At 48.2% G+C, this 14,953-nt stretch carries 10 protein-coding genes; all 10 read right to left on the reverse strand.

Annotated features, from left to right (window positions below; genetic code table 11):
* Nucleotides 1–14: 14 nt before the first annotated feature.
* Entirely contained in the window at nt 15–3,239 is a 3,225-nt protein-coding gene (carB, locus tag ACUZ8J_RS16220) for a carbamoyl-phosphate synthase large subunit (RefSeq protein WP_446694358.1), read from the reverse strand.
* A 27-nt stretch (nt 3,240–3,266) separates the two neighbouring features.
* Nucleotides 3,267–4,427 carry a glutamine-hydrolyzing carbamoyl-phosphate synthase small subunit gene (carA, locus tag ACUZ8J_RS16225; protein WP_086903371.1) on the reverse strand — a complete coding sequence of 387 codons (1,161 nt, stop codon included), beginning with the start codon at nt 4,425–4,427 and terminating at the stop codon, nt 3,267–3,269.
* Nucleotides 4,428–4,595: 168 nt separating this feature from the next.
* On the reverse strand, nt 4,596–5,408 hold the full coding sequence (gene dapB / locus ACUZ8J_RS16230; protein ID WP_055647169.1) for a 4-hydroxy-tetrahydrodipicolinate reductase: 813 nt from the start codon (nt 5,406–5,408) through the stop codon (nt 4,596–4,598).
* Nucleotides 5,409–5,480: 72 nt separating this feature from the next.
* Nucleotides 5,481–6,098: an FKBP-type peptidyl-prolyl cis-trans isomerase gene (locus tag ACUZ8J_RS16235; RefSeq protein WP_055647162.1), complete on the reverse strand. Its 618-nt coding sequence runs from the start codon at nt 6,096–6,098 to the stop codon at nt 5,481–5,483.
* Nucleotides 6,099–6,290: 192 nt separating this feature from the next.
* A complete protein-coding gene (locus tag ACUZ8J_RS16240) occupies nt 6,291–7,100 on the reverse strand; it encodes a M48 family metallopeptidase (RefSeq protein ID WP_374918266.1) in 810 nt (269 codons plus the stop codon).
* A 140-nt stretch (nt 7,101–7,240) separates the two neighbouring features.
* Nucleotides 7,241–7,834: a GNAT family N-acetyltransferase gene (locus ACUZ8J_RS16245; protein ID WP_446694359.1), complete on the reverse strand. Its 594-nt coding sequence runs from the start codon at nt 7,832–7,834 to the stop codon at nt 7,241–7,243.
* Between the two features lie 134 nt (nt 7,835–7,968).
* Complete coding sequence (locus ACUZ8J_RS16250) at nt 7,969–9,324, reverse strand: DEAD/DEAH box helicase (protein WP_446694360.1); 1,356 nt, start codon at nt 9,322–9,324, stop codon at nt 7,969–7,971.
* A 479-nt stretch (nt 9,325–9,803) separates the two neighbouring features.
* Entirely contained in the window at nt 9,804–10,496 is a 693-nt protein-coding gene (locus ACUZ8J_RS16255) for a DNA-methyltransferase (protein ID WP_446694361.1), read from the reverse strand.
* 1,020 nt (nt 10,497–11,516) lie between these two features.
* Complete coding sequence (gene dnaJ / locus ACUZ8J_RS16260; RefSeq protein WP_011716086.1) at nt 11,517–12,650, reverse strand: molecular chaperone DnaJ; 1,134 nt, start codon at nt 12,648–12,650, stop codon at nt 11,517–11,519.
* Between the two features lie 109 nt (nt 12,651–12,759).
* Nucleotides 12,760–14,679 carry a molecular chaperone DnaK gene (gene dnaK, locus ACUZ8J_RS16265; protein ID WP_011625422.1) on the reverse strand — a complete coding sequence of 640 codons (1,920 nt, stop codon included), beginning with the start codon at nt 14,677–14,679 and terminating at the stop codon, nt 12,760–12,762.
* Nucleotides 14,680–14,953 lie beyond the last annotated feature (274 nt).

A 14,953-nucleotide genomic window follows, 5' to 3' on the forward strand; every position in this document is an offset into this window, starting at 1 on the left:
CAGAGGCTTATGGCTTATTTTGCCAATACGCGCTGATGCAGCTCTTGCACTGACGTCACGTTAGTGCGGTCGTCCGCAGCGTGTGCCATACAAGTGGCGAATGCGGCGTTCATGGTCGTGGTGTAGTTCACTTTGTAACGCAGTGCACCGCGACGTAATTGACGAGAGTCTTCAATCGCTTGACGGCCTTCGGTGGTGTTCACTATGTAGGTGTACTCACCGTTCTTGATGCGGTCAAGAATGTGTGGACGGCCTTCGTGTACCTTGTTCACTAAGCGTGGGTTGATACCCGCTTCACCTAGGATAACCGCAGTACCGTGGGTGGCATCGATTTGATAACCTAGCTCAATCAGCTTAGCGGCTAAGTCGGCAACACGTTTCTTGTCGCTGTTACGCACAGACAACAGTGCACGACCAGACTTAGGCACTTCAGAAGTCGCACCTAACTGCGCCTTAGCATAGGCTTCGGCGAAGGTATCGCCCACGCCCATCACCTCACCCGTTGAGCGCATTTCAGGGCCTAACAGTGGGTCAACGCCAGGGAACTTGTTAAATGGCAGTACCACTTCTTTCACTGAGTAGAAAGGTGGGATAACTTCTTGAGTGAAGTTTTGCACCTTCAAGCTTTGACCCGCCATCACACGGGCGGCAATCTTAGCTAACGGCACGCCAGTAGCCTTCGATACGAATGGCACGGTACGCGCTGCACGTGGGTTAACTTCAATCATGTAGATTTCGTTATTCTTCACGGCAAACTGTACGTTCATCAGACCGACAACACCCAGCTCCATCGCAAGCTTTCGTACTTGCACGCGCATTTCGTCTTGGATTGCTTGGCTTAAGGTGTAAGGAGGCAGTGAACAGCCTGAGTCACCTGAGTGAACACCCGCCTGCTCGATATGCTCCATAATCGCGCCGATAACCACGGTTTCGCCGTCACACACTGCGTCGATATCCACTTCGATAGCATCGTCTAGGAAGTGGTCTAACAGTACTGGCGAAGCGTTAGATACGCTTACCGCTTCGTTGAAGTAGCGCAGTAAATCCTGTTGGTCGTAAACGATTTCCATCGCGCGGCCACCCAGTACGTAGGATGGACGAACAACTAATGGATAACCGATACGCTCGGCGGCAATCACAGCACCTTCAACGGTGGTGACTGTATCGTTTTCAGGCTGCTTCATTTCCAGACGTTGAATCGCTTGCTGGAAACGCTCACGGTCTTCAGCGCGGTCAATCGCATCTGGGCTAGTACCAATAATTGGCACACCTGCCGCTTCGAGGGCGCGAGCCAGTTTCAGCGGAGTTTGACCACCGTACTGTACGATAACGCCCTTTGGCTTCTCGATACGGACGATTTCTAACACGTCTTCTAGGGTAACAGGCTCGAAGTACAGACGATCTGAAGTGTCGTAGTCGGTAGAAACGGTTTCAGGGTTACAGTTAACCATGATGGTTTCATAACCGTCTTCACGCAGGGCTAATGCCGCGTGCACACAGCAATAATCGAATTCGATACCTTGACCGATACGGTTTGGACCACCACCTAACACCATGATTTTCTCACGGTCTGATGGGTTCGCTTCACACTCTTCCTCATAGGTTGAGTACATGTAAGCGGTGTCGGTGGCAAATTCAGCCGCACAGGTATCTACGCGCTTGTAAACTGGGTGGATGTCGAAACGGTCGCGCAGTTTACGGACTTCAGTCTCGTTTACGCCAAGGACCGCCGCCAGACGCGCATCGGCAAAACCTTTACGCTTAAGCTTACGCAGTAGTTCTTCGTTAAGACCGGCTAAACCACCTTCGGCCACTTGGCCTTCCAGCTTAATCAGCTCTTCAATCTGGACTAAGAACCATGGGTCGATGTTGGTTAAACGGAAGATTTCATCTAGGGTTAAACCCGCACGCATAGCGTCGGCGATGTACCAAATACGGTCACAGCCTGGCTCTTTCAGCTCGAGGCGAATGCGCGCTAGTGCATCGGCTTTGGTTAAGTCAGTGATTGGGTCAAAGCCGTGACGGCTCACTTCTAAACCGCGCAGGGCTTTTTGCAGTGACTCTTGGAAAGTACGGCCAATTGCCATCACTTCGCCCACTGATTTCATCTGAGTGGTTAAGCGATCGTTTGATCCGGCAAACTTTTCAAAGTTAAAGCGAGGTACTTTAGTCACGACGTAGTCGATGGCTGGCTCGAATGACGCTGGCGTACGGCCGCCAGTGATGTCGTTCATCAACTCATCGAGGGTGAAACCCACCGCTAACTTGGCGGCGATTTTCGCGATTGGGAAGCCCGTTGCTTTAGACGCCAGTGCCGATGAACGTGATACGCGTGGGTTCATCTCGATGATAACCATACGGCCATCTTTCGGGTTGATACCAAACTGTACGTTAGAACCACCTGTTTCAACACCTATCTCACGCAGTACCGCCATAGAGGCGTTACGCATCAGTTGGTATTCTTTGTCTGTCAGAGTTTGTGCTGGGGCAACGGTAATAGAGTCGCCAGTGTGCACGCCCATTGGGTCGAAGTTTTCGATAGAACACACGATGATACAGTTGTCGTTACGGTCACGAACCACTTCCATCTCGTATTCTTTCCAACCGATTAAGCTCTCGTCGATGAGCAGCTCTTTGGTTGGCGATAAATCTAAACCTTGAGAACAGATTTCTTCGAACTCTTCCTTGTTGTAGGCGATACCACCGCCTGAGCCACCCATAGTGAATGATGGACGGATAATACAAGGGAAACCAACGAGGTCGAGTACACCATAGGCTTCTTCCATGCTGTGGGCGATGCCCGCACGTGGACACTCTAAGCCAATGCTCTTCATGGCTTTGTCGAAGCGGCTACGGTCTTCTGCTTTGTCAATCGCATCGGCGGTTGCACCGATCATTTCAACGTTGAATTCAGCCAGTACGCCTTTAGCTTCAAGCTCAAGGGCGCAGTTCAGTGCGGTTTGGCCGCCCATAGTTGGCAGAATCGCATCAGGACGTTCTTTAGCGATAATGTTGCGTACCACTTCCCATTGGATTGGCTCGATGTAAGTGGCATCGGCCATTTCAGGGTCGGTCATAATGGTGGCAGGGTTAGAGTTCACCAGAATGACGCGGTAACCTTCTTCACGCAGGGCTTTACAGGCTTGAGCGCCTGAATAGTCAAACTCACACGCCTGACCAATGACAATCGGGCCTGCACCTAGGATAAGAATACTCTTTATATCTGTACGTTTTGGCATTGCTTCTCTCTTCTCCTAGCTTGCGTATTACTTAGCGTTCTGACGGTATTGTTCAATAAGCTCGATAAAGTGATCGAACAGTGGGGCCGCATCGTTCGGACCAGGGCTAGCTTCAGGGTGACCTTGGAAGCTGAACGCAGGCTTGTCCGTCAGATGGATACCTTGCAGTGAACCATCGAACAGTGACTTGTGAGTCACTTTGATATTGGCAGGTAATGTGGCTTCATCGGCAGCAAAACCGTGGTTTTGGCTGGTGATCATCACGTTACCTTTTTCGATATTGCTCACTGGGTGGTTAGCACCGTGGTGACCAAACTTCATCTTTAAGGTTTTCGCGCCTGATGCCAATGCCAGTAATTGGTGGCCTAAACAGATACCGAAAATCGGCGTATCGGTTTTCAGGATTTGTTGAATCGCTTCAATCGCGTAGTCGCATGGCTCTGGGTCACCAGGGCCGTTAGAGAGGAACACACCGTCTGGGTTCATCGCTAACACGTCAGCTGCGGGTGTTTTTGCTGGAACAACGGTGACGTCACAGCCACGGTCAACCAACATGCGCAGAATGTTTTGCTTAACGCCGTAGTCGTAGGCAACGACTTTGTACTTCAGCGCTTCGGCTGGAGTATCTTCAGGCAAACCGCCCACTAAACGCCAGCTACCTTTACGCCATGGGTAAGCTTTCTCAGTCGTCACTTCTTTTGCTAAATCCATGCCCTTTAAACCAGGGAAGGCTTTAGCCGCAGCCAGTGCTTTCGCTTCATCTAAGTCAGCACCCGCCATGATGCAACCCGCTTGGGCACCTTTTTCACGGAGGATTCGAGTTAATTTACGAGTATCGATATCTGCGATGCCAACAACATTGTTTGCTTTGAGATAATCACTGAGGGTTTGCTGATTGCGGAAACTACTTGCTACGAGTGGAAGATCGCGAATGATTAAACCACAAGCATGAACCCCATTGGATTCGACGTCTTCATTATTGGTACCAGTGTTACCAATGTGGGGGTAGGTTAAAGTTACTATTTGGCGTGAATAAGAGGGATCAGTTAAAATTTCTTGGTATCCTGTCATGGAAGTGTTAAAAACAACTTCACCAACAGAGAGACCATCGGCACCAATTGCTGTGCCAGTGAATACGGTTCCATCTTCGAGTACGAGTAAGGCAGACTTTGTCAACGCGACCTCCATAAAGAGCCAAGCCACTGAAATATAATGTTTTTATGCTATGTTAAGATACCAATTTCCGCTTATTTACGAAATTTTGACAAATTCCAGCGAGTTTACAGGATAAATCCAAACTCGTCTACACCTTGGTATCTGAGTGCAAAAAAAAACGCCAATATGGCGTTTTTTCTGTTAATTCAAACCTAATACCTGCTGCATGTCATACAGACCCGGTTTTTGCTCCACTAACCAATGGGCGGCACGCATAGCGCCATTAGCAAAGGTCATACGACTAGAGGCTTTATGGGTGATCTCTAAACGCTCACCGATATCGGCAAACATAGCGGTATGTTCACCGACTAAGTCGCCCGCGCGCACAGTCGCAAAACCAATAGTTTCACGGTCACGCTCGCCAGTGATCCCTTCGCGGCCATAGACGGCGCATTTTTCAAGATCACGACCTAAGGTCTTGGCAATCACTTCACCCATTTTTAGCGCAGTGCCAGATGGCGCGTCTTTCTTATATCTGTGGTGACCTTCGATAATTTCGATATCGGTGTAATCGCCCATGACCTCTGCGGCCAACTCGAGCAATTTCCACATCAGATTGACACCCACTGACATATTCGGCGCCATCACTACCGGCGTCTGCTCGGCAAAGGCATTGATCTGTTCTTTTTGAGCATGATTGAAACCGGTTGTGCCGATCACCATGGCTTTCTTATGGCGCACACACCAGTCTAAATGGACAATACTGGCCTCTGGCGCAGTAAAATCAATCAGCACATCAAAGTCATCAGTCGCATAGTCGAGCGAATCCATCACTAGGACATTTAACTTGCCCACACCGGCAAGCTCGCCCGCATCCACGCCAACTAAGCTTGAACCAGGACGCTCGATGGCGGCCCCTAAGCGAATGTGCTCTTGATGATAAGCCGATTCAATAAGAGTCCGTCCCATGCGTCCACCCGCACCGACAATTGCAACTCTCACTTGTCCACCCATTTCAATCTCCTCAAACCTGTTCATCACTTCCATACAAAAACGCCTAAGACTGGCTTAGGCGTTTCAATCACATTAGACGATGTCTAATAACTCGACTTCAAACACTAAGGTTGAGTATGGAGGAATAGAAGCACCCGCACCACGCTCACCGTAAGCTAAGTGATGTGGAACGAATAATTTTAACTTAGTACCTACAGGCATCAGTTGCAGCGCTTCAGTCCAGCCAGCGATAACGCCAGATACTGGGAATTCAGCTGGTTGACCACGAACAACAGAGCTGTCGAACACATCACCATTGATGAAAGAACCATGGTAGTGAGTACGCACTGTGTCTTCGTAGGTTGGTTTTGCACCGCTACCTTGAACTAATACTTCGTATTGCAGACCAGAGTCAGTCACGATCACGCCAGCACGCTTAGCGTTTTCAGCTAAAAAGGCTTCGCCTTCAGCAGAAGCCGCAGCAGCAGCTTGCTCTTGAGCCGCTTGAATACGACGGCTGATCTCAGTGAATGCAACTTGCATATCTTGCATAGATACAGCGCTTTCAACGCCAGCAAATGCATCGGCTAAACCTGCTTGAACAGCAGCAATATCCACACCTTCAAAAGAATTAGCAGCCAGTTGCTCGCCCATTTGACGACCTACACCATAGCTTGCTTGCTGTTCAACAGTACTGAATTTATCAGACATAATTAACGACTCTCAATGTTCAATGGAATTTTGCGCGCCAGTTTACCATAGTTCCACGCCCTATGCTGATAAACTGACTGCTTATTTAACTTTGGCGGCGATTTTACGTAACCGATGCGTATTTATCCAGCAATAGCGCCTAATTGCGGCAAGATAAGGCCTGCCTCTAAACGAGCGCCACGCACTGAATGGCTATTTAGGCAACACGCATTGGTTTTTGATATTCGCCTTTGCGCTCTGATACAAAGGCTGCATTTGCCCCTGTAATTGCTCGAGTTGGGCGATGCGGTTGCTGTTTGATGGGTGCGTCGATAACAGCTCTGGCCCTTGGCTACCGCCCGCTTTCGACATGTTGTGCCAAAGCACTACGCTCTGCGCTGGGTCAAATCCTGCACGCGCCATCAACTCCAGCCCCATCACATCCGCCTCACTCTCCTGAGCGCGACCAAAGGGTAAAATCACCCCAACCTGCGCACCTAGTCCTAAGGCCGACATATATAAGTCACGGTTTGAAACGCCGCTCGCGCCAAGGGCGGCATCGGCGATTTGCATCCCCATGCCCGTCATCTGCGCCCGTGAGACCTGTTCATTCCCGTGCTGGGCTAAGACGTGGGCCACTTCATGGCCTAATACGGTCGCCAGTTGGTCAGGAGTGCTCGCGACGTTAAGCAAGCCCGTATACACGCCAATGTGTCCGCCAGGCAATGCAAAGGCGTTCACTTGTTCGGAGTTGAACAAGACAACATCCCACTTCTGGCTTTGATCGGGTAGCACTGCGGTGACGCGATTCGCCACGCAATTTACATACTGGGTGAGCTTTTTATCGCTGCTGATCTTTTGCTGCTTTTTCATTTCTTCAAAAGAAGCATCCCCCATTTGCTGCATCTGTGAAGCCGAATACAGCAAGGTTTGGCCACGCCCCGTAGGCGATTTAGTGGTCGCGCAGCCCGATAATCCTAACGTGAGTCCAATCGCCACTAAGGCGAGTGATGTTGCTTTCATAGGGAACTCCTTAATCCGAACGAGGCCGAACCTCGCAGCCAAGTGACTCAACTGATCATGCTTAAGATTTTACTGAGATAGCAAGCAGAAGCCAAACGACATTCAGAACTTGCCTTAAAGCCTAGTGAGCTTCGAGCCAGCTAAGGTGCAATATAGTCTTCCCTTAACATGGCATAGAGGTATTCATCGCCCCATGCGCCCTTAAAGAAGATGTTTTTCACATAATGGGCTTCGCGCCGAAAGCCGAGTTTTTCAAGTAATCTACAGCAGGCAAGATTGTCTACATCGGTTATCGCAATGACACGATGCTTATCTAATTCCACAAAGAGATAACCCAGCAATGCACTGACGGCCTCAAACGCAATCTGCTGGCCTTGATACTCAGGCGCAATCGTAAAGCCGATTTCCATTTGCTGCTCATCGATAAAATGCAGCGCCACATCGCCCACTAAGATGGCAGGCGTCGCTGCCGATGCCTCAGAGACAATCGCCAATTGAAACCATGTGTCCGCCGCGCCAAATTGTGCATAATCCATGTTCTCGAATAGCGCGACGGCATCGCTATAAGAGTAATCCGTCCAGCTTTGATATTTGGCGACCTTAGGCTCGGCTCGATAGGCGGTAAAAGCTTCGAGATCCGCTCGCTGAAATGCTCGAAGCGTAAAACGTTGGGTGGTTAAACCGTGATTTACCATATGGTGAAGTGCGTTACCTATCGTCAATGTCGACGCCATGCCAGCTCCTTTAATGTGAATAAACCGCTAATGTGAGTAAGTCCCTAAACTCGCTATATAGTTCGCCCATTGGAAACAGGTAAACAGCAGCGAATAAGTGCTAGCGGTTTAAGGGAAGCAGCGCAGGCTCACTCTCAACGCTTACCTTTAAAGGCTTTGATGCTGTGCTTATTAAGACTGCGACGATTCGCCTGCTTATCACGAGGTGGGCGCTTAGGCGCCACTTTATTCTCGGTACCGTCCTCTCTGACTCTTTCGCTCGGCTTATCGGTCACAGGAAAGTCCGCCAATGATGCTAACGGTAACTCACGCGCCGTCAAGCTGCGGATCGCGGTCAAGCTTGGCATTTCACCATGGCACACCAAAGAGATGGCAAGCCCTTTGGCGCCCGCCCTTGCGGTGCGGCCAATACGGTGCACATATACAGGTGCACTCATGGGTAAGTCTAAGTTGATCACCACAGGCAAGGCATCGACATGAATACCACGGGCCATTAAATCCGTCGCCACCACCACTTGAATGCGATTGGCTTTAAAGTCTGCCAAGGTTTGACTGCGCACGGTTTGATCTTTTTCGCCGTGCAGCGCAGCAGCATTTATCCCCGCCTTAAACAGTCGTTTCGCTATCGCATCCGCATCATCCCGAGCACTGATAAACACTAGCACTTGCGGCCATTGATATTGTTTGAGTAACGCAATCAATGCCTGCGCCTTACTGCCCTTATTGACTAAATACAGCCGCTCTTCGATGTCGGCGGCGACAGCATTGCGTGTACTGGCCTCAACCCGTAGGGGATTGTTGGTCAGCAATTTACCCGCCAAGGCATCCAACGCCTCTGGCAAGGTGGCTGAAAACAGTAAGTTTTGCTTACGCTTAGGCATTATTGCCATCAGCTTTTGCACATCAGGCCAAAATCCCATTTCCAATAAGCGGTCGGCTTCGTCTAGCACTAGGTATTTAATCGAGTCGAGACTGATATGGGACTGCGTGCATAAATCCAATAAACGCCCAGGGGTGGCCACGATAAGCTGCGGTTTAGCGGCAAGTTCGGCTAATTGCTCTTCCTGCGCGATGCCGCCACAGAGGAGCTGAATATTTAAAGAAGACGATAACTTACTCGCCAGCGCGTGCAGCGCTATCGTTACCTGCTGCGCCAATTCCCGTGTCGGTACTAACACCAAAGCCTGCGCATTGCTGGCCAAAGATGGCACTGACTCAGCCCCCGCTACCCCCACTTGCTGCTGAAGTTGTTGATGGATGGCTTGTAGCAAGGGCAATCCAAAAGCCAAGGTTTTACCGCTACCGGTTTGCGACAGCGCTAACACATCTCGCCCCGCAAGAATCGCCGGAATCGCTAATTGCTGTACCCGTGTCGGATGCTTGAGCGCGGCAGGCAATACCGAACATAACGCCGCATTGACGCCAAGCTCGGCAAAGGTTAACGACTCAGGGGAAGACTCTGTGGAAGAAAAAGGCTTAGGAATGGTCATCGCAACACCAATAAAAACATGGGAGCGAAAGTTTACGCAGAGTTGGCTGCTAATACCAATGTTGTTTCGGCTTTGACTAAAGCCTTGGGATAGTTTTCGACGGTATATTTAGGCATTTACGTTAGGCCACTAAGAAACCTTAAGTTTTAAATTTGTTTAAATATCTGAGCCAAACACAAAATCAAAGTCAAAATCAAAGTCGTGGGGCTTCACCCCACACCCGACCAAGAGGGGATCAACAGCAATTCCCTCTTGGATCTCCCTTGCCGCCCCTAGCGAAGTTACATGCTTTAGAGACTGGCCTTGGTCTTATGGATAAATAGCTATCGCTTCCGAAGGCAACGTCCCTGTACCTGCGAAAGCTAGCCGGTCATCCATGACCGGACTCACGCAATTTATTCCAACGCCCCGCGGCAACTTCGCAGGGGAAGGTGTATTCTGGGATAATTTGTGATGTGTTAAGTAAAGGAAATTACTAATCAGTCCGACTCTATACATGCACTGCTTGGCAAGTAAGGTACTGTGACTCGTTTCATAAAATACTCATGAGCCAAATCTGAAATATCGCAACCTAGGTAAGCTCTATTTAAATTTTTTGCAGCTATCAATGTCGAGCCAGAGCCAAAAAATGGATCAACCACTAAATCCCCGACGGCACTGCTTTGAGAAATCAAAATTTCAAGTAAGTTCACTGGTTTTTCTGTGGGATAACCTCTATAAACCCTCTTGCATTCGAGTATATCAGGCACAGCCAAATCATTGAGCTTCCTCTTTCCTTTTTCAAAAAAAAGAATGTACTCATGACGACATCTATAGTGATACCCCATTCCTATTGTGACCTTGTCCCAAATAATAGGTTTCCAAAATTTGAAACCAACTCTCTCAGCTATCGGTTTGATCTCAAACATGGTTTCTTGATCACAAAATAAATAGAAGTGTGAGTTCTTTTTTAAAACTCTATATATCTCTTTTAACAAATCCTCAAAACGTTCATTGGGAAACACATTAAACCATTGATTACTAGATGATTTGCTAATCTTTAGCCTAGTCGTAGTACCAATGTTACGGTGTTTTTCTAGGGATTCATAAGGGGGATCGGTGACTAATAGATCAACACTCGCATCAGCGAGTGTTGAAAGCCAACTCACGGCATCACTTTGATAAATATGCATTTAACCTCAGATAAAACTGTTGCAGGTTCGACCATTCAAATAAACCTGTGAAGGTACACCTTTATCTAACCCACGGCAATCAATGCAATAGCTCTGATCTCCATCAGGATTTCTAGCTGTTACACGAGCAGGAGTATTCCCAAATGACGAAGGATAAGGATGAAACACATGGAGACCACCATTAGCGTCAGAACAATGAGGACAGGATTTATATTTCTTACCTGTCTGAGAATCTTTTTTATGTATCATTCCACTATTTAATCTTTTTCCACAGCAGTTACAAGCCATATAAATCTCCATAAAGAATACAAAAGTAGAACTCACTAAAATATTAAAAATACATTGGGCTTATTCCGTATAAAAAAGACATTAGCTCTCTGGATGATACATAAGGCAATTCTAATAAATATATTACTCATGACTTGCCAAGTTATTCTAATGCAAGTAATCCTCATCAAAATCGAAATATCTGAGGCTCATCCATATTGTATTTATTTTAAGCGTTACAATATATTAACCTGTATGTTTTTAGTCCATATTTTTGGCAATAAATAAACAATTAGTATGATATTCATTATCTAAAAAAGGATGGGAGATCGGACAGGCATAACTCTTTCGGGATTAACAGCTAACATCGAAGCTACAGAAGTTCACCTCCCCTCGGAGTTGCCGCAGGGCATTTGTGTCCGTTGCGTGAGCGAGGCATGGATGCCGAGATAGCGTCAGTCGAATCAGGGACGAGCGTCTGACGCGATAGCATAAGGACGCTTAATGCCCAAGGGGCTTTCAACTCCGTTGGGGACGCCGGGGGATATCCAAAAGGGGAACAGGCGCTTTTCCCCTTTTGGTCGGGTGTGGGGTGAAACCCCACGACTTTGACTTTGACTTTGACTTTGACTTTAAAAACAATCAAATCTCAAACTAGATTTGAGATATAAAAAAGCCCCGCTAGTGTTAAACACTGCGAGGCTTTATTTATCTAGTGCGCAGCTAACATAACCGCTGCGCCACCCAACCTAATTAGCTATTTAGGTCTTGGAAAAACTTCTTCACGCCATCGAAAAAGCCTTCAGCCTTTGGGCTGTGCTTCTTTGACTCACCAGTTAATGTCGCCTCAAACTCACGCAGTAATTCTTTCTGACGCTCATTGAGGTTGACTGGCGTTTCCATCACGACTTTGCAGAGCAGGTCGCCAACAGCATGGCTGCGAACCGATTTTACCCCTTTGCCACGCAGACGGAACATACGGCCCGTTTGCGTTTCGGCTGGGATCTTCAGGCTGACTTTGCCGTCCAGTGTTGGGACTTCAATCTCGCCGCCGAGCGCCGCTTTGCTGAATGAAATCGGCACTTCGCAGTAGAGGTTGTTGCCATCACGCACGAAAATAGCATGTTCACGTACTGTGACCTGAACGTATAAATCGCCCGGTGGCGCACCAAACTCTCCCGCTTCACCTTCACCCGCTAAGCGGATACGGTCGCCAGTGTCGACACCCGCAGGGATCTTAACTGACAGGGTTTTAGTCTTCTCGACACGGCCATCACCATGGCACTTAGAGCAAGGGTCTTTAATGATCTTGCCGCGACCATGACAGGTTGGACATGGCTGTTGTACGGTGAAGAAACCTTGGCGCATTTGCACTTGGCCTTGACCATGACAGGTGCCACAGGTGGTCGCTGAAGAGCCTTTTTTCGCCCCGCTGCCGTCACACACATCACAGCTGGCTAAGGTTGGAATACGCAGTTCTTTGGTGAGGCCTTTTACGGCTTCTTCCAGTGATAACTCTAGGTTGTAACGTAAATCTGAGCCGCGGGCCGCTTGGCGTTGACCGCCACGACGTCCACCGCCGAAAATATCGCCAAAGACATCACCGAAAATATCGCCGAAATCTCCCGCGCCGCCGTAGCCACCACCGCCGCCGCGATTCGGATCCACACCCGCATGACCAAATTGGTCATAGGCCGCTTTTTTGTTGGCATCGGTCAGGATTTCGTAGGCTTCTTTAACTTCTTTAAAGCTCGCCTCGGCAGCTTTGTCGCCAGGGTTGCGATCGGGGTGAAACTTCATTGCCAAACGCTTGTAGGCTTTTTTAATTTCACGTTCGCTGGCGTCACGACCAACGCCTAATACTTCGTAATAATCTCGCTTTGACATAATCTCATGCTTCTCAGCTTAAGTTGAACGAACGGGCGTTAGGGTTTCCCCGTAACGCCCGCCTAGAAATTAACTATTTGAAATCAATCAATTTGATTGAGAGCAAATGTTATTTCTTGTCGTCTTTCACTTCTTCAAATTCAGCATCGACAACGTCATCGGCAGTCGCGTTAGACTGTTTAGCAGCACCTTCTTGTGCGCCGCCTTGAGTTTGAGCTTTAGCCTGAGCAATTTCCATCAGCTTAGCAGACGCTTCGATTAGCTCTTGAGTCGCTTTTTCAATGGCTTCTTTGTCGTTGCCTTTAGTTGCAACTTCAACTGCGCTCATTGCCGCTTCAATCTTAGCTTTGTCGTCTGCTGGCAGTGCGTCGCCCGCTTCTTCAACTTGTTTCTTAGTTGCGTGAACTAAGCCGTCAGCTTGGTTGCGAGATTGCACTAACTCTTCAAACTTCTTGTCTTCTTCAGCGTGTGCTTCAGCGTCACGTACCATTTGTGCCACTTCTTCTTCACTTAAGCCTGAAGAAGCTTTGATGGTGATGTTTTGTTTCTTGCCAGTTTTCTTGTCGGTGGCAGAAACATGCAGAATACCGTCAGCGTCGATATCGAACATCACTTCGATTTGTGGCATACCACGTGGTGCTGGCTCAATACCGTCAAGGTTGAACTGACCTAATGACTTGTTCGCGCTCGCTTGCTTACGCTCACCTTGCAGTACGTGAATGGTTACTGCGCTTTGGTTGTCATCGGCTGTTGAGAACACTTGCTGTGCCTTAGTCGGAATAGTGGTGTTTTTCTCAATCAGCTTGGTCATTACGCTGCCCATGGTTTCGATACCCAGAGACAGTGGTGTTACGTCTAACAGTAGAACGTCTTTCACGTCGCCTGACAGTACGCCCGCTTGAATCGCAGCACCTACGGCTACGGCTTCGTCTGGGTTTACGTCTTTACGAGGTTCTTTACCGAAGAAGTTAGAAACCGCTTCTTGAACCTTAGGCATACGGGTTTGACCGCCCACTAAAATCACTTCGTTAATGTCTGATACTGATAAGTCAGCGTCAGCCAGTGCCACTTTTAATGGCTCTAAAGTACGAATGATTAAGTCTTCAACCAGTGACTCTAACTTAGCACGGGTGATTTTCACCACTAAGTGCTTAGGACCTGTTGCATCGGCAGTGATGTATGGCAGGTTCACTTCAGTTTGGTTGGTGCTTGAAAGCTCAATCTTCGCCTTTTCAGCCGCTTCTTTCAGACGTTGCATTGCTAATGGATCTTTACGCAGATCTAAGCCTTGCTCTTTCTTGAACTCGTCAGCTAAGTAGTTGATTAAACGGTTGTCAAAGTCTTCACCACCTAAGTGAGTGTCACCGTTAGTCGCTAATACTTCGAAGGTTTGGTCGCCGTCGTTGCTGTCGATTTCGATGATAGAGATATCGAATGTACCACCACCTAAGTCGTACACTGCAACGATGTTGTCGCCTTGCTTCTTGTCGATACCGTAGGCCAGTGCTGCAGCCGTTGGTTCGTTGATAATACGTTTAACTTCAAGACCTGCGATGCGGCCCGCATCTTTAGTGGCTTGACGTTGTGAATCGTTAAAGTATGCAGGAACGGTAATTACCGCTTCTGTCACTTCTTCACCTAAGAAGTCTTCTGCTGTTTTCTTCATCTTTTTCAAGATTTCAGCAGAAACTTGTGGTGGAGCCATTTTGTTACCACGTGATTCAACCCAAGCATCACCGTTGTCGGCTTGGATAATTTTGAATGGCATGATGTTCACGTCACGTTGAACTTCGTCATCTTTGAAGCGACGACCGATCAAACGCTTGATCGCGAAGAATGTGTTATTTGGGTTAGTTACAGCTTGGCGTTTTGCTGGCTGACCCACGATGGTCTCATCATCGGTGTAAGCGATGATAGACGGGGTTGTGCGATCGCCTTCAGCATTCTCTAATACGCGTGCTTTGCCACCATCGAGGACAGCTACACAAGAGTTTGTTGTGCCTAAGTCGATACCAATAATTTTACCCATGAGGTCCTCCGAAAAATTTCTGTCTAACTAAATTTATAAGTTGGTTTTGATATGGGGCCGGACGGTTTTTTTTCAAGTCCACTGTTGGCCACCTTCTCTGCCTTAACACCTATATTGGGACAGGGAATTTAATTACAAGGGCCGATAAAAAATTTTTCTGATTTATCTTTTCAAAGGACTCGACTGTATAAAATATTCAAAACCACAAAATCCGCTTGCTTATCAGCAATAGCTGTTATTCAATCTGCGCACATTGAGTGATGTTTAAGCGCAT

The sequence above is a fragment of the Shewanella sp. Koi 1 genome, from assembly GCF_052907445.1.